This window comes from Cupriavidus neocaledonicus (assembly GCF_000372525.1).
In the GTDB taxonomy this organism is placed as follows: domain Bacteria; phylum Pseudomonadota; class Gammaproteobacteria; order Burkholderiales; family Burkholderiaceae; genus Cupriavidus; species Cupriavidus neocaledonicus.
The window spans coordinates 249,329-263,596 of record NZ_AQUR01000104.1; the positions used below are offsets into that span (position 1 = coordinate 249,329).

Sequence of the window (14,268 nt, forward strand, 5' to 3'; positions counted from 1 at the left end):
GGGCGGCGCGGTTGGCTTCAGGTCTGTTGCTGGTTGCCAGGCTCGGTCTGCGGCGGCGGGTCTTCCACCCATTGCCAGAACAGCTGATAGCCGACCGCCAGTACCACCGGGCCGATGAACAGGCCGATCACGCCGCCGGTCACCATTCCGCCCAGCGCGCCGATCAACACCACCGGCATCGGCACGTCGACGCCCCGCCCAAGCAACAGCGGCTTGAGCACGTTATCGGCCAGCCCCGCCACGAACACATAGATGGCGAAGACGACGGTGGCTACGCTGGCCCCTTCGCTGGCAAATACATAGATGATCACCGGCACGGTGATCAGCGTGGCCGGCAACTGCGCAATGCCCAGCAGCAGCACCGCCATGGCCAGCAAGCCCGCGCCCGGGATCCCCTTGATCACGAAGGCAACGCCGATCAGCAGCATCTGGATAAAGGCGATGCCGACCACGCCCTGTGCCACCGCACGAATGGTCGCCGTGCACAGCGAGACGGTGCGCTGGCCCCGTTCCGGGCCAAAGACACGCGCGGCAATCTGCACGGCGCTGCGGTTGCCGGCCTCGCCGTAGGCCATGAAAATGCCCCCGATAATCAAGGCAAAGACGAATATCAGCAGCCCCTTGCCGATGCCGGCGGCGGCGCCGAGCACGGCCAGGCTGATCTCCCGGACCTGCGGCGCATGGGCCTGGATCACGCCGGTCAGGTCGGAGGCGGCCTGCAGCCAGACGTCGTACAGGCGCTGACCCACCAGCGGCCAGCTCGCGACTGACTCGGCCGGTGGCGGAATATGCAAGCCTTCTTTCTTGACCATGGACACGGCACTGGCCACCGAGTCGACCATGGCGGCGCCAAGCAGGTATGCCGGCAGCGCGGTGATGGCAATCGCGGCCACGACGATCAGCGTGGCGGCGCGTCCGTCCTTGTTGCCGAGCTTGCGCCTGAGCCTGACCTGCAGGGGGTAGATGGTGACGGCCAGGATCACCGACCAGACAATGAGGTCGAGAAAGGGCCGGAATATCTGGAAGCAGAAGATCGCCAGCACCGCGATCAGCCCCGCGCGGATCAGCACATCGAGTAGTCCGCGCGACAGCACGCGCTCCGAAGTTGGCGTGGGCATCATCGCTTGTCTCCCCCTGCAGATCACCACCAAGATCCAGGAACGGCAACCTCGCCGCCGCGCATTCGGCAGGTCAGGTTAAGTACTGACCGCTTGGACGGGTGAAATCCAGTCTAGATGAGGGGTAAGGCCGGCACAACCTCGAAAGGTATGCTTATCGCTACACGGGCATGCCGGCCTGGCCACAGGGCTGGGCCATTGGCCATTGACCGCCCTTGGACCGCCCTTGGACGGCCATTGGACTGCCATTGGACTGCCATTGGGAGACCGCGCGATAGCGCCGGGACGATGCCGGCGCAGCGGCAGGAGCGGCCCGGGACGATCCGGCGGCGCGAATCGATGGGCCTGCTGGCGCGTCCTAGAGGATTCGAACCTCTGACCGCTCGCTTAGAAGGCGAGTGCTCTATCCAACTGAGCTAAGGACGCGAAGGCGTGCATTCTACCGCAGCGCCCGGCCACGGTGACAAGCGATGCGCCTCAGGACGCCGCGCGCGGCTGGGCACGCGTGACGTAGCGGCCGGCGCCGGCGGCGTCGGCAGTCGATTCGGCGGTATCGCCCCCCGGGTGCAGCGACACGCAGTTGCGCCCCTTCAGCTTGGCGTCATACAGCGCGCGATCGGCGCGACGCATCAGCGCATCGGCGCCCTCGCCGGGCTGGCGCGCGGCCACGCCGATGCTGACGGTATAGGCAATCGGATCGGGTTCGGACGGGCACGGCGTGGCGCGCACCGCCGTGGCCAGTCGCAGGCAGGCAAGCCGCCCGGTCTCCAGCGTGGTATCGGGCATCACGATGGCGAACTCCTCGCCGCCCAGGCGTCCCACCAGGTGGCCATGGCCGAGCGTCTTGCGCAGCAGGCCGGCAAAGTGCCGCAGCACGCTGTCGCCGGCCAGATGGCCATAGACATCGTTGATGGCCTTGAAGTGATCGAGGTCGACAAACGCGACCGTCATCGGCTTGCGCTGCCGCTCGGCCTGCAGGCAAGCGGCCTCGAGCTCCTCCCAGAAGGCGCCGCGCAACAGCACGTCGGTGAGGTCGTCGTGCCGCGCGCGCCGCTCCAGCATGCGGCGCAGCCGGTCGTGCGCCATCAGCGCAAAGCTGACCGACACCCCGACCAGGGCAAAGACGTTGAAGATGGCCAGCTCGCCGTCCCACGGCATCGGCCGCGGCCAGGCGCCACCCTGTGCCATCGCCGCCAGCGGCCGCAACACGGTCCAGACATTGATGGCGGCCGCGGCGATCACGATCGCCGCCAGCGACCACGCCGCCAGCCGGCCGGTACCGCGCGTGGCAGGCACCGACGGCACCACGCTGCGGGCGAGATCCAGCAGCAGCACGATATGGCAGGCGCTCAGCACCGGTGCCAGATCGGGCAGCGCCACCAACGTGGCCGGGTAGCGCGGCGCCAGATCGCCCCAGGCCACCGCTGCCGCGGCCGCGAGGTTCAGCCCCAGCAGGCCCGCGGCACGGCCCGGCCGTTGCGCAAAGTGCCGCGCGCCCACTGCCATCACCGAAAGCGCGGCAAGCAGCGCCAGGTCGGTCGACTCCGGCACCAGCCACATCGGCCGCAATGCCTGCACCGCCGCCAGCGCCGCGGCAAAGGCCGCCAGCACGCTGCCCAGCGCCCAGGATGTCAGGCCGCTGCGCTCCATGCCCGACGACCGGCGCAACACCACGCAAACCACCGCCATCTGCAAGGCAAACAGCCCCGCGATGAGCACAACCACGTGCGACTGAAACATCTTTATTCCCGTCCAAGGCAAGCCGCCGCGCTTCGCGTGCCACCGCGCTTGCCTGCATTTTTTGCCGATCCTGTGCCGGATCGTTGTGATCGAATGCCGCACTCCTGTTTCAGGCCGCCCATGCCGCCAGTTGGCGAACGCAGACAGACCGAGCCGCTCGCCCAGGGCGGAGAGCGCCGTTCTTATTGTGGTGATCAGGTCAGTCCGGAAGGAAATACGCGAAACCGGGCGTTCTCGACAGCACGCCGGTCGGACTGGAGCGGTGTGCGGATTATCGCAGCGCGCAAACCCAAGTCAAGACAAAGCGCCCCCGCCAGAAGGGGGAGCATCGCGGCGCACCCCGGCCGGCCCCAACCCGCCGGCATCGGCGCACGTTGACCGTGGCTTGCCGTCGCGGCTACAATGGCCGGCTTCGGAGCGTAGCGCAGCCTGGTAGCGCATCTGATTTGGGATCAGAGGGTCGTAGGTTCGAATCCTATCGCTCCGACCAGAAATACCCAATGGAAACAACGGCCTGGATCGGAAGATCCGGGCCGTTTTTCTTTCCCGGCGTCCTTTCCCGGCGTCTTTTTCCGGCGCGCTTGCGCAGGGCGGTTGCGCCCTTGCCCGTCCGGTGCGGCATGCGGCGCTGGCACCGCCCGGTCACCACGGGAGCAAGTCCGGCCAGATCACCGCGCCGGCGCATAGCATCAGAATCACGGCGGCCATGGCCAGTCCCCGCCCGGGGCCGTGCTGGCTGGCTTCGACCTGAGGCCTCCAGTCGCTGCCGCAGGCGGCGGCGCGGCGGGCGGCGCGGCGGGCCCGCAGCCGGTGGGCGCGAGCAGGCTCATGAAATCGGCTTCGGCCAGCAGGAAGCCCATCGGTGTCGTCTGCCGGGTAGCGTCGATCGGCCGGAACAGCAGCCTGGACAGCGCCAGGCAATCGTCCAGCGCGACCTGTGGCCGCGGACGGAAGATGTGCAGGTGCTCGCACAGCGTATCGAGCTTGTGGTTGGCGGCGTAGAAATACTGGGACCAGCGCACCTGCCGCACCGAGCAGCGCCAGCGCTTGTGATGGATCCCGGGCAGCACTTTCTCCAGCATCCTGGCGTTGAAGGCGGCGCCGTGGGCCACCAGCACCTCGGCCTCGTCGACAATGGCGCGCATGGCGCCAAGGTAGAAGCGGCGTCCGCGCAGCATGTCGGCGGTCAGCCCGTGGGTCTCGGTGGCCGCCGCGCTGATCGGCACGGTGGGCTCCTGCGAACCGTAGTACTCGGCCACTTCGCGCACCAGGCCGCCGGCGCGCGGCGACACCTCGACCAGCAGCAAGCCGATGCTGACGGGCTCGTCGGCTGGCGTGAGCCCGGTGGTCTCGGTACTGACGATTGCGACCCGCATGGGCGCTCCGGTGTGGCTGTGCGCGGACGTGCCAGGCGCCAGACGCTAGGGTTGTTCGCCTCTAGCGTAGTGCGAGCGCGTTAATCGTCATATCAACCAGATGGGCTAAACGGTTCAGGCGCGCGGCTGCGGTTGCGCCTGCGCCTCGCCGCGCCGCCGCTCCAGGTTGCAGTACACATCGGCCGCAACCAGTCCGAACAGCGCATGCGCAAACAGGCTCTCCCAGCCGCGCGCTTCGTCGAACCAGTTCATGTAGCGCCCGAACACATAGAAGTTGACCAGGTAGACCACTACGCCGAACACGATGCCGACTACCGAAGCCAGTCCCAGGCTGGTGTCGAGCCGGAATGACGACAGGATCAGCGCCAGCGCCGTCGCCAGGATGATCGACAAGGCAAAATGCACCGTGCCCGCGGCCAGCACGATGGTCCAGCTGAAGGCATCGGCCGACAGCGCCTCACGGCCGAGGATGATCGCGGCGACCATCTTCACGGTGCCCCAGGCGCCCTGGTACAGCAAAAAACGCGCGGTCAGCAGCTCCAGCACCATGTAGACCGCGCCCGCAATCAGCCCCGCCAGCACCGCCGCGCGCCAGTCGGGACGGCAGCGGACGTAGCGGTGCGATTCCAGATGGAGTTCCATGGCAGTCTCCTTGCGAGATCCGGCCCGGCACGGCCGTACGCGTTAGTTCTAGCTCATGTGACACAAATACCAAGCGGAGCGCGACGCAGGCTGCGGCTTTATCGCCACTTTATTGCGCCGGACCCCAGGCAGGTGCAACCGATGCGCGGGCAATGCTGCATCCGCGTACGTGATACAATGTCGCAGTAGCCCCCGGGGTGTCCGAGCATCCCTGTAACCGGGCGTTCTCACCAGCGCGCTCCTGCGAGCGAACAGCAGCCGCCGGCGCGGGCCCTCCGCGACGACACCGAACTGGCGAACCACCGGGTACACCTGCCCGCCTGCTCCGCGTAGCACACGGCCTCTCCGGCTGTCAGCGACCAGGCTTTCGCCCAAGCAATCCGCGCCCGCAGGGCAACACCGCTGACGCCGCCGACTGAACCGGTCATGCAGGCGCCTGCCGCCGCAGCATGCGCGCCCTGCCCCAACCGCCTCAGGCGCGATTGGCCGTATCGGCGCAAATGCCGCGGTTGGCGCCGTGGCGGGCGTATCGAACCGAATTTTTTGAAACGTAACCATGCAGCCTTCGCGGGCTGCCGAAAAGGAAGACAGATTGGCTAAGGAAGAACTCATTGAATTTGGCGGCGTGGTGTCGGAAGCCCTGCCTGACAACCGCTATCGTGTCACGCTGGAAAACGGCGTTGAAATCTGGGCATACGCTTCGGGCAAGATGCAGAAACACCGCATCCGCATCCTGGCCGGCGACCGCGTGACCCTGGAAATGTCGCCCTACGACCTGACCAAGGGGCGCATCAACTTCCGCCACAAGTCCTGAGTTTCCCGACGGCGCCGATGGCAACGCATTGCCACCGGCGCCGCCGCGTATTTGCGCCGACGCGCTGTCACGCCGCTGACACCGCGCCCGGAGACACTTGCGGGCTGCCCTGACCGGCAGCCCGCTTTTGCTTGCGCCGCGCTTGCGCCGGTCGGGCCGCTTCACCATACTCGAAGCACGCTCATTGCACCGTCCGACATGAACCTGATCCTGTGGCGCCATGCCGAAGCCGAAGACCTCCCCGACGCCCTCAGCCTTAGCCGCCATGCCGACCTGCAGCGCCCGCTGACGCGCCGCGGCCGCAAGCAGGCCGAGGCCTCGGCCAAATGGCTGCGCGCGCATCTGCCAGCCGATACCCGCGTCCTGTGCAGTCCCGCCGTGCGCGCCCGCGAAACGGCGGCGGCGCTGACCGGCGAGGCGCACATCCTCGATGCCCTGGCCCCTGGCGCCGACGTCAGCGCCGTGCTCGCCGCGGTCGAATGGCCGGAGCGCCCCGAGCACGTGGTGGTGGTCGGCCATCAGCCCTGGATCGGCCGCGTCGCCAGCCTGCTGCTGGCGGGCACGGAAATGAACTGGAGCGTGCGCAAGGGCGGCGTCTGGTGGCTGACCGGCCGTACACGCGAAAGCGAGGCCCAGACGGTGCTGCGCGCGGTCATCAACCCCGAATTCCTCTGACACCGGCCGGGGTGCGTGCCCGCCCGGGTGCTCCCGGAGGCTTCCCGGACCGGCGCGGCAGTCGAAGTCACGCAACCGTCATCGCCGGGTCACGGCAATGTCACCGGCCCTGACTACATTGCATCGCAACAGTTTCGTCACCAAAAGGACATACTGATGCGAGATCTGCCGACGCCTACCCAGCCGCTCTTCGACTCCCTGCCCAATGGCCTCGGCGGCCAGACGGCGCGGAGGCGTCTTCATCGCCCATCGGATACACCGGCACATGAGTCGCCTGTTCTCAGCGTGGCGTGGGCGCGCCACCAGGATGAAGTAGTCGAGGCCCAGCGCCTGCGCTACAAGGTCTTTGCCGAGGAAATGGGCGCACGCCTGACGTCTTCGGTACCCGAACTGGACGTCGACATGTTCGATGCCTATTGCGACCACCTGATCGTGCGCGACATGGCCACGCTGCGCGTGGTCGGCACCTACCGCGTGCTGCCGCCCCACCAGGCCAAGCGCCTGGGCTGCCTGTACGCCGAATCGGAATTCGACCTGGTGCGCCTGTCGCACCTGCGCCCCAAGATGCTGGAACTGGGCCGCTCGTGCGTGCACCGCGACTACCGCTCCGGCAGTGTCATCATGGCGCTGTGGGGCGGGCTGGGCGAGTACCTGCAGCGCTGGGGCATCGAATCGATGCTGGGCTGCGCGAGCGTGCCGATGAGCGACGGCGGCCACTACGCGGCCAGCCTGCACCGGCTGTTCACCGAGCGCTCGCTGGCGCCGATCGAGTACCACGCCTTCCCGCGCCTGCCGCTGCCGGTGGAAGACCTGAACCAGCAACTGGCGGTCGAGCCGCCCGCGCTGATCAAGGGCTACCTGCGCCTGGGCGCGAAGATCTGCGGCCAGCCCGCGTGGGACCCGGACTTCAACGTGGCGGACTTTCTCACGCTGCTGCGCGTGAACGACATGAACCCGCGCTACGCCCGCCACTTCCTGGGCCTGAACAACGCCGCCTGAGCGGCGCTCCCGCCACCAAGGCCCTTCCGGCCGCGGCCGCCCTATCGGCGGCCGCTCGCCGCCTTCCCGCTCAGTCGTAGACCACCTTGTAGCGCTTGCCGATGCGCTGCCATTCGTCGGCTTCCTGCGCCAGGCTGTATTCGATCAGCGGATTGGCGTCGATCCACGCCTTCGGCAGCCGCACGGTAAAGCCTTCATCCAGCGCTTCGGCCAGCTGCGTGACACGGATGTCAGGCAGCGCCACATCCGAGCGGCGCCGGCACAGCACGAAGGCCAGGCGCAGGCTGAACAGCATGCGCCAGTCGACGAACTTGCCGCTGCCCGACAGCTTGCCCAGCTTGCCCGCGTGGCCCAGCAGCAGCGTTGCCAGCCGTGCCTGGTCGGTCTTGGAAAAGCCTGGCATGTCGGCATGGGTGGCGATGTAGGCCGAATGCTTGTGGTAGCCGCTGTGCGAGATCGACATGCCGATCTCATGCAGGCTGGCGGCCCACCCCAGCAGCGCCAGGTTGTCCTCGCGCCGTTCATTGGCCGGGTCCGGGAACTGTGACAGCAGCGTCTGCGCGGTGCGCCGCACGCGGCTGGCCTGGGCGCGGTCGACGCCATAGCGGCGCATGAACTGGTCCACCGTGACCGTGCGCATGTCCTCATGGTGGCTGCGTCCGAGCAGGTCGTACAGCACGCCCAGGCGCAGCGCGCCGTCGGTCACGTCCATGCGCTCGATATCGAGTTCGGCGAACACCCCCAGCATGATCGACAAGCCGCCCGGCAGCACCGGGATGCGGTCGGGCTTGAGCCCTGTCAGCTTGACGCGGTTGGTGTTCTCGGCCTTGATCAGCGCGCGCTTGAGCCGCTCCAGCCCTTCGCGCGTGATGCCATGCTCGGCATTGCTGTCGTTCATGCCGTTGAGCTCGATCAGCTCGGCCAGCGCGCGCGCGGTGCCCGACGAGCCCACCGCCTGCTCCCAGCCCGCGGCGCGGTACTGGCGCACCAGCACCTGGATCTCGCGACGCGCCGCCAGCTCGGCCTGCTTCATCGCGTATTCGTCGACGTTGCCGCTGGGAAAGAACTGGCGGCTGTGCGACACGCAGCCGATATAAAGGCTTTCCATCAGCCTGGACTGGTAGCCGTTGCCGATGATGAATTCGGTCGAGCCGCCGCCGATATCGACCACCAGGCGGTTGCCCTGGCAGGCCGGCGCATCGTGCGACGCGCCCAGATAGATCAGCCGCGCCTCCTCGCGCCCGGCGATCACTTCGATCGGAAAGCCCAGGGCGTTCTCGGCCTCGATCAGGAACTCGGACGCGTTCTTTGCCACCCGCAGCGTATTGGTGGCAACGGCGCGCACCTGTCCCGGCGCGAACTCGCGCAGGCGGTCGCCGAAGCGCCGCAGCGCATCGATGCCACGCCGCCGCGCGGGCTGGTCCAGGTACTTGTCGGGGGTCAGCCCGGCTGCCAGTCGCACCGGCTCGCGCAGCGCGTCCACCTGGAAAATCTGGCTGGCCGGGCCATTGGCCGTCGGGGTCTCGTCCACCCGCCCGATCATCAGGCGGAAGCTGTTCGAGCCCATGTCGACGGCGGCCAGCAGGCGTGGAGTGTTGTTCATCGTGTGCTTGAAGGGCAGGTTCGCATTGGCGTTGCGAAGCGCGGCAGGGACACGCTGGTGCCTGGGCCTGCCGCGATTCGGGCCCGGAGAAAATATGTCGTGGTCATGTCCGCATCATGACAAAATCAAACTGTCATGAAAGTGACACGATTCTATGAAAAAGTCGCCACATTACCAAAAGAAGGTCATGACCATGTCGACGACTCCGTCCAGTACGCTGCTCAATCGCGAACTGGGCATCCTGGAATTCAACGCCCGCGTGCTGGCGCAAGCCGCGGACCCGAAAGTCCCGCTGCTGGAACGGCTCAAGTTCATCTGCATCGTGTCCAGCAACCTGGACGAGTTCTTTGAAATCCGCATGGCGGGCCTGAAGGAACAGATGCGCGACAATGCCTCGGGCCTGACGCCGGATGGTCTTTCGTTCCAGCAGACCTACCAGCTTGTCACCGAGCGCACGCAACGGCTGGTGGCCTCGCAGTATGACATGCTGCAGAACACCATTTTTCCACTACTTGAAAAAGAAGGGGTCTTTTTCCACCTGACCACCACCTGGACCGATGCCCAGCGCGAATGGGCACGCGAGTTCTTCCAGCGCGAACTGGCCCCGGTGCTGACCCCGATCGCGCTGGACCCGGCCCACCCCTTCCCGCGCGTGCTCAACAAGAGCCTGAACTTCGTGGTGGAACTATCCGGCAAGGACGCCTTCGGGCGCGATGCCGATCTCGCCATCGTGCAGGCGCCGCGCGCGCTGCCGCGCGTGGTCAAGATGCCGGAGAAGCTGTCGGGCTATCCGTACGGCTTTGTCATGCTGTCGTCGTTCATGCAGGGCTTCGTGCACGAGCTGTTCCCGGCCATCACCGTGCATGGCTGCTACCAGTTCCGCGTCACGCGCAACTCGGACCTGTTCGTCTCGGAAGACGACATCACCGACCTGCGCGAAGCGCTGCAGGGCGAGCTGCCTGCGCGCCATTTCGGCGACACGGTGCGGCTGGAGATCTCGTCGGATACGCCGGCGCCGCTGGCGCGCCGGCTGCTGCTGGAATCAGGGCTTGCCGAACAGGACCTGTATCGCGTCTCCGGGCCGGTGAACCTGGTGCGGCTGATGCAGATCCCCGACATGGTCGACCGGCCGGGGCTCAAGTTCCCGCCGTATGTGCCGGCCCCGGTCAAGGCCTTCTCCGGCGGCGCGTCGATGTTCGACGTGATGCGCCAGCAGGACGTGCTGCTGCACCATCCGTATGAGAGCTTCAGCTCGGTGCTGGACCTGCTGCAGCTGGCCGCGGCCGATCCCAACGTGGTCGCGATCAAGCAGACGGTCTACCGCACCGGCAACGAATCGCTGGTGATGGAAGCGCTGATGACCGCCGCGCGCAACGGCAAGGAAGTGACGGTGGTGGTGGAACTGCTGGCGCGCTTCGACGAGGAAACCAATATCAACTGGGCCGAGCGGCTCGAGTCCGCCGGCGCGCACGTGATCTACGGCGTGGTCGGGCACAAGTGCCACGCCAAGATGCTGCTGATCGTGCGGCGCGAGCCCACCGGGCCGAAGGCCAAGCAGGTCAAGCTGCGCCGCTATGCCCACCTGGGCACGGGCAATTACCACCCGCGCACGGCCCGGCTCTATACCGACTTCGGGCTGCTGACCGCCGACGAGGCCATCTGCGAAGACGTGCACCATGTGTTCCAGCTGCTGACCGGCACCGCCGGCACGATCCGGCTGAACCACCTGTGGCAATCGCCGTTCACCATGCAGAGCAACCTGGTCGACCATATCCGCGCCGAGGCCCGCAACGCGCGCGCGGGCAAGCCGGCGCGCATCATCGCCAAGATGAACGCGCTGCTGGAACCGTCGATCATCGACGAGTTGTACAAGGCCTCGCGCGCCGGCGTGAAGATCGACCTGATCGTGCGCGGGGTGTGCGCGCTGATGCCGGGCGTGCCGGGCATGTCCGAGAACATCACGGTACGCTCGATCATCGGGCGTTTTCTCGAACACCACCGCGTCTACTACTTCCAGGCCGCCGGCGAAGACGTGCTTTACCTCTCCAGCGCCGACTGGATGGACCGCAACCTGTTCCGCCGCGTGGAAGTCGCGTTCCCGGTCCTGGACAAGGCGCTCAAGGCGCGCGTCATCAAGGAGAGCCTGCAGGTCCACCTGCGCGACAATGCCTCGGCGTGGATCATGCAATCGGACGGCAATTACATGCGCAATCAGACGCGCTCCAAGCATCCGCACATCAGCCAGAACGATTTGCTGGTGATGTTCGGCGGCACGCCCTGAGTGCGCGCACAGGCAACGAAAAACCCCGCCATGGCGGGGTTTTTTTCATGGTGATCAGGCGGCGCGCCGGGAACTGTCGGGCGACTGCGGCGCGACCGACGAACCCGCGCCCGGCACGGGGCTGTCCGCGCTGTCGACGGCGGAACGCACGCTGCGCTCCAGCGGAAACACCACGCGGAACACGCTGCCCCGGCCCTCTTCGCTGGTGACGCGCAGTTCCGCGTGATGGCGCGACAGCACGTGCTTGACGATGGCCAGCCCCAGCCCGGTACCGCCGGTGTCGCGCGAGCGGCTGCGGTCGACGCGGTAGAAGCGCTCGGTCAGCCGGGGTATATGTTCGGCCGCGATGCCCAGGCCCGTATCGGCCACCGAGAACACCGCGTGGCCATCTTCCCAGGCCAGCCGCATGGTAATGCGACCGCCCTCCGGCGTGTAGCGCACGGCGTTCGATACCAAATTGCCGAGCGCCGACATCAGCTCGGTTTCCGCGCCGCGCATGCCGACGGTCGGGTCGATCTCGGCCGCGACGTGGTGCCGGCCCTGCGACAGCGCCTCGGCATCGTGCATCAGGTGCGCCACCATGGCGCGGACCGGCACCACGTCATGGCCCGGCGGCTGGGCGTCGCTTTCCAGCTTGGCCAGCGCCAGCAGGTCTTCGACGATGCTCTGCATGCGCACCGACTGCGCCAGCATCATGTCGATATAGCGGCGCCGGTCCTCCTCGGACACCGGCAGGTCGCGCACGGTCTCGAGGAAGCCGGTCATCACGGTGAGCGGGGTCTTCAGCTCGTGCGAGACATTGGCGACGAAATCGCGCCGCATCGCCTCGGTGTTTTCCAGCTTGGTGATGTCCTGCGTGATCACCAGCTTGCGGTTGTCGCCATACGGCAGGATCTGCACCGCGATCACGCTGTGCTTGTGCTCGCCCATGTCGCGCATCACCAGCGGGTCGTCGAACTGCTGCCGCGTCAGGTAATGGACGAACTCTGGCCGGCGGATCAGGTGGGTAATGCGCTGGCGCACGTCGCGCCGGGCGTTCAGGCCGAAATGCTGCTCGGCGACGTCGTTGCACCACTCGATCTGGTCGGCGTCATCGAGCATCAGCACGCCGTTGGGCGAGGCCTGGATCGCCTGGATGAAGCGGGTGTGCTGCTGCTCCACCTGCAGCACCTGGGTGCGCCAGCGCTTGACCAGCCGGTGCAGGCGGTAATACACCTCGCCCCACAGGCCGAGCGCACTCGGGATCTCGCCGTAGACAGGAGCGTCCAGCACCTTCCACAGCCGGTTGATCTGGTACAGGTAGTAGAACAGCAGCCCGAGCAGCGACACGCAGGCCAGCGCCAGCGCCGGTACCGGGCCGGCGACCAGGTAGACGCCGGCGGACAGCACCAGCAGGCTGATCAGGATGGCCGCGGAACGGGCCCAGATGACATTCATGCGCAGGGTTCAGGCTCGCAGGCAGCCACGGAAACGGCTGCCTGCAGGGTTGCGACGGAGTGTGCCACGATTTCGCCGCGCCCTGCCAGCGGCTCGAGACCCGTGCGGCGGCTCAGGCGCCAGGGGTGCGTGCCAGCCGGTAGCCGCTGCCGCGCACGGTTTCGATCATGTTGCTGTAGCCGCCCGGCGTCAGCGCCGCACGCAGGCGCTTGATATGGACGTCGACGGTGCGCTCCTCGACAAAGACGTGGTCGCCCCAGACCTGGTCGAGCAGTTGCGAGCGGCTGTGCACGCGCTCCGGGTGCGTCATCAGGAAGTGCAGCAGGCGGAACTCGGTCGGGCCCAGGTCGAGCTTGATCGGGCCGCTCTCATCCTGACCGGTGACGCGGTGCGTGGCCGGATCCAGCCGCAGGCCGTTGATCGCCACCACGTCGTCGGTCAGCTGCGGCGCGCGGCGGCGCAGCACGGCCTTGATCCGCGCCAGCAGTTCCTTGGGCGAAAACGGCTTGGTGACGTAGTCGTCGGCACCGGCTTCCAGCCCCATCACCTTGTCCTGCTCCTCGCCGCGGGCGGTCAGCATGATGATGGGAATCTGGCGGGTGCGGTCGTTGGCGCGCAACTCCTTGGCGAAGTTCGCGCCCGACTTGCCCGGGAGCATCCAGTCGAGCAGCACCAGGTCCGGCAGCACATCGCTCATCAGCGACAGCGCCTGCTCGGCGTTATAGGCCCGGATCGGATAATGCCCCGCGTGCTGCAGGTTCACGGCGATCAGCTCGGCGATCGCCGGTTCGTCTTCGACAACGAGAATACTGCTTGGCATGTGTATGGTTCTCCGTGGGCGGCTGTACTCAGCTCAGCGCTTCGCGCTCCATGTCCTCGCGCGAGACATGGCGGACGTCCGTGCCCTTGACAATGTAAATGATAAATTCCGCGATATTCTTGGCGTGATCGCCGATGCGCTCGACGGCCTTGGCGATGAACAGGAAATCCAGCGCGACCGAGATCGTGCGCGGGTCTTCCATCATGTACGTGATCAGCTTGCGCACGAAGCCGCGGAATTCCTCGTCGATGGCCTTGTCGTCCTTGACGATGCGCGCAGCCGCGACCGTGTCCAGGCGGGCAAAGGCGTCGAGCGCCTGGCGCAGCAGCGAGATCGCCATCTCGCCCGAGAGCTTGACCTCGGCGTAGTTGATGCTGTGCGCCGACGCGTCTTCCATGATGTGCTTGGTGCGCTTGGCGATCTTCTCGGCCTCGTCGCCGGCGCGCTCCAGGTTGGTGATGGTCTTGGAGATCGCCATCACCAGGCGCAGGTCGCGCGCGGTCGGCTGGCGCCGCGCGATGATGTTGCCGCAATCGGCATCGATCTCGACTTCCAGCGCGTTGAGCTGGATCTCGCGGGCGATCACCTGGTCGGCGATCTCGGCGTCGAAGTCGGTCAGCGCGCGCATGGCCAGCTCGATCTGCGATTCCACCAGCCCGCCCATCTGCAGCAGCTTGGTGTTGATGGCGTTGAGGTCTGCGTCGAACTGGGTCGACAGGTGCTTGTCAGTCATGGGATTCTCCTGGGCGCTTATGGATATGCT

Annotated in this window: 12 protein-coding genes and 2 tRNA genes; 5 read left to right on the forward strand and 9 right to left on the reverse strand. The window is 66.8% G+C overall.

What is annotated here, in order from left to right:
* Positions 1-17: 17 nt before the first annotated feature.
* The 3 genes from A3AG_RS0123760 to A3AG_RS0123770 all read right to left on the reverse strand — a co-directional run bounded on the left by A3AG_RS0123760 (position 18) and on the right by A3AG_RS0123770 (position 2,858).
* Positions 18-1,121, reverse strand: a complete 1,104-nt coding sequence (locus tag A3AG_RS0123760) for an AI-2E family transporter (RefSeq protein WP_018007812.1) — start codon at positions 1,119-1,121, stop codon at positions 18-20.
* Positions 1,122-1,467: 346 nt separating this feature from the next.
* Positions 1,468-1,544, reverse strand: a tRNA-Arg gene (locus A3AG_RS0123765).
* Positions 1,545-1,595: 51 nt separating this feature from the next.
* A complete protein-coding gene (locus A3AG_RS0123770; RefSeq protein ID WP_018007813.1) occupies positions 1,596-2,858 on the reverse strand; it encodes a GGDEF domain-containing protein in 1,263 nt (420 codons plus the stop codon).
* 413 nt (positions 2,859-3,271) lie between these two features.
* On the opposite strand from A3AG_RS0123770, the gene A3AG_RS0123775 reads away from it, so the two are divergent.
* Positions 3,272-3,348 (forward strand) — tRNA-Pro (locus A3AG_RS0123775).
* A gap of 205 nt (positions 3,349-3,553) precedes the next feature.
* Here A3AG_RS0123775 and A3AG_RS31925 read toward each other — a convergent pair.
* Entirely contained in the window at positions 3,554-4,234 is a 681-nt protein-coding gene (locus A3AG_RS31925; protein WP_240619943.1) for an exonuclease domain-containing protein, read from the reverse strand.
* A 114-nt stretch (positions 4,235-4,348) separates the two neighbouring features.
* Entirely contained in the window at positions 4,349-4,876 is a 528-nt protein-coding gene (locus A3AG_RS0123785; RefSeq protein WP_018007814.1) for a hypothetical protein, read from the reverse strand.
* A gap of 592 nt (positions 4,877-5,468) precedes the next feature.
* Between A3AG_RS0123785 and infA the strand changes: the two genes are divergently transcribed.
* The 3 genes from infA (at position 5,469) to A3AG_RS0123800 (ending at position 7,364) form a co-directional block, all read left to right on the forward strand.
* Positions 5,469-5,690, forward strand: coding sequence for a translation initiation factor IF-1 (gene infA / locus A3AG_RS0123790; protein ID WP_008641674.1), 222 nt, complete (start codon positions 5,469-5,471; stop codon positions 5,688-5,690).
* A 198-nt stretch (positions 5,691-5,888) separates the two neighbouring features.
* Positions 5,889-6,365 carry a SixA phosphatase family protein gene (locus tag A3AG_RS0123795; RefSeq protein WP_018007816.1) on the forward strand — a complete coding sequence of 159 codons (477 nt, stop codon included), beginning with the start codon at positions 5,889-5,891 and terminating at the stop codon, positions 6,363-6,365.
* A 156-nt stretch (positions 6,366-6,521) separates the two neighbouring features.
* Positions 6,522-7,364: a GNAT family N-acetyltransferase gene (locus A3AG_RS0123800; protein ID WP_018007817.1), complete on the forward strand. Its 843-nt coding sequence runs from the start codon at positions 6,522-6,524 to the stop codon at positions 7,362-7,364.
* Between the two features lie 70 nt (positions 7,365-7,434).
* On the opposite strand, the gene ppx is transcribed toward A3AG_RS0123800, so the two are convergent.
* Positions 7,435-8,967 carry an exopolyphosphatase gene (gene ppx / locus A3AG_RS0123805; protein WP_018007818.1) on the reverse strand — a complete coding sequence of 511 codons (1,533 nt, stop codon included), beginning with the start codon at positions 8,965-8,967 and terminating at the stop codon, positions 7,435-7,437.
* 154 nt (positions 8,968-9,121) lie between these two features.
* Between ppx and ppk1 the strand changes: the two genes are divergently transcribed.
* Complete coding sequence (gene ppk1, locus A3AG_RS0123810; RefSeq protein WP_018007819.1) at positions 9,122-11,248, forward strand: polyphosphate kinase 1; 2,127 nt, start codon at positions 9,122-9,124, stop codon at positions 11,246-11,248.
* A 54-nt stretch (positions 11,249-11,302) separates the two neighbouring features.
* Here the strand turns inward: ppk1 and phoR are convergent, their stop codons facing one another.
* The 3 genes from phoR to phoU form a co-directional block, all read right to left on the reverse strand.
* Entirely contained in the window at positions 11,303-12,685 is a 1,383-nt protein-coding gene (gene phoR, locus A3AG_RS0123815) for a phosphate regulon sensor histidine kinase PhoR (RefSeq protein WP_018007820.1), read from the reverse strand.
* Positions 12,686-12,797: 112 nt separating this feature from the next.
* The gene (gene phoB / locus A3AG_RS0123820; protein WP_012353221.1) at positions 12,798-13,505 is read right to left on the reverse strand and encodes a phosphate regulon transcriptional regulator PhoB; all 708 of its coding nucleotides are present in this window, start codon (positions 13,503-13,505) and stop codon (positions 12,798-12,800) included.
* 28 nt (positions 13,506-13,533) lie between these two features.
* Positions 13,534-14,238 carry a phosphate signaling complex protein PhoU gene (phoU, locus tag A3AG_RS0123825; RefSeq protein ID WP_018007821.1) on the reverse strand — a complete coding sequence of 235 codons (705 nt, stop codon included), beginning with the start codon at positions 14,236-14,238 and terminating at the stop codon, positions 13,534-13,536.
* Between the last annotated feature and the right edge of the window lie 30 nt (positions 14,239-14,268).

Coding starts and splice junctions, on each gene's coding strand:
- ppk1 (WP_018007819.1), top strand. CDS start 9,122: ATGAAAAAGTCGCCACATTACCAAAAGAAGGTCATGACCATGTCGACG.
- phoR (WP_018007820.1), bottom strand. CDS start 12,685: ATGAATGTCATCTGGGCCCGTTCCGCGGCCATCCTGATCAGCCTGCTG.
- phoB (WP_012353221.1), bottom strand. CDS start 13,505: ATGCCAAGCAGTATTCTCGTTGTCGAAGACGAACCGGCGATCGCCGAG.
- A3AG_RS0123795 (WP_018007816.1), top strand. CDS start 5,889: ATGAACCTGATCCTGTGGCGCCATGCCGAAGCCGAAGACCTCCCCGAC.
- phoU (WP_018007821.1), bottom strand. CDS start 14,238: ATGACTGACAAGCACCTGTCGACCCAGTTCGACGCAGACCTCAACGCC.
- A3AG_RS0123760 (WP_018007812.1), bottom strand. CDS start 1,121: ATGATGCCCACGCCAACTTCGGAGCGCGTGCTGTCGCGCGGACTACTC.
- A3AG_RS0123770 (WP_018007813.1), bottom strand. CDS start 2,858: ATGTTTCAGTCGCACGTGGTTGTGCTCATCGCGGGGCTGTTTGCCTTG.
- A3AG_RS31925 (WP_240619943.1), bottom strand. CDS start 4,234: ATGCGGGTCGCAATCGTCAGTACCGAGACCACCGGGCTCACGCCAGCC.
- ppx (WP_018007818.1), bottom strand. CDS start 8,967: ATGAACAACACTCCACGCCTGCTGGCCGCCGTCGACATGGGCTCGAAC.
- A3AG_RS0123800 (WP_018007817.1), top strand. CDS start 6,522: ATGCGAGATCTGCCGACGCCTACCCAGCCGCTCTTCGACTCCCTGCCC.
- A3AG_RS0123785 (WP_018007814.1), bottom strand. CDS start 4,876: ATGGAACTCCATCTGGAATCGCACCGCTACGTCCGCTGCCGTCCCGAC.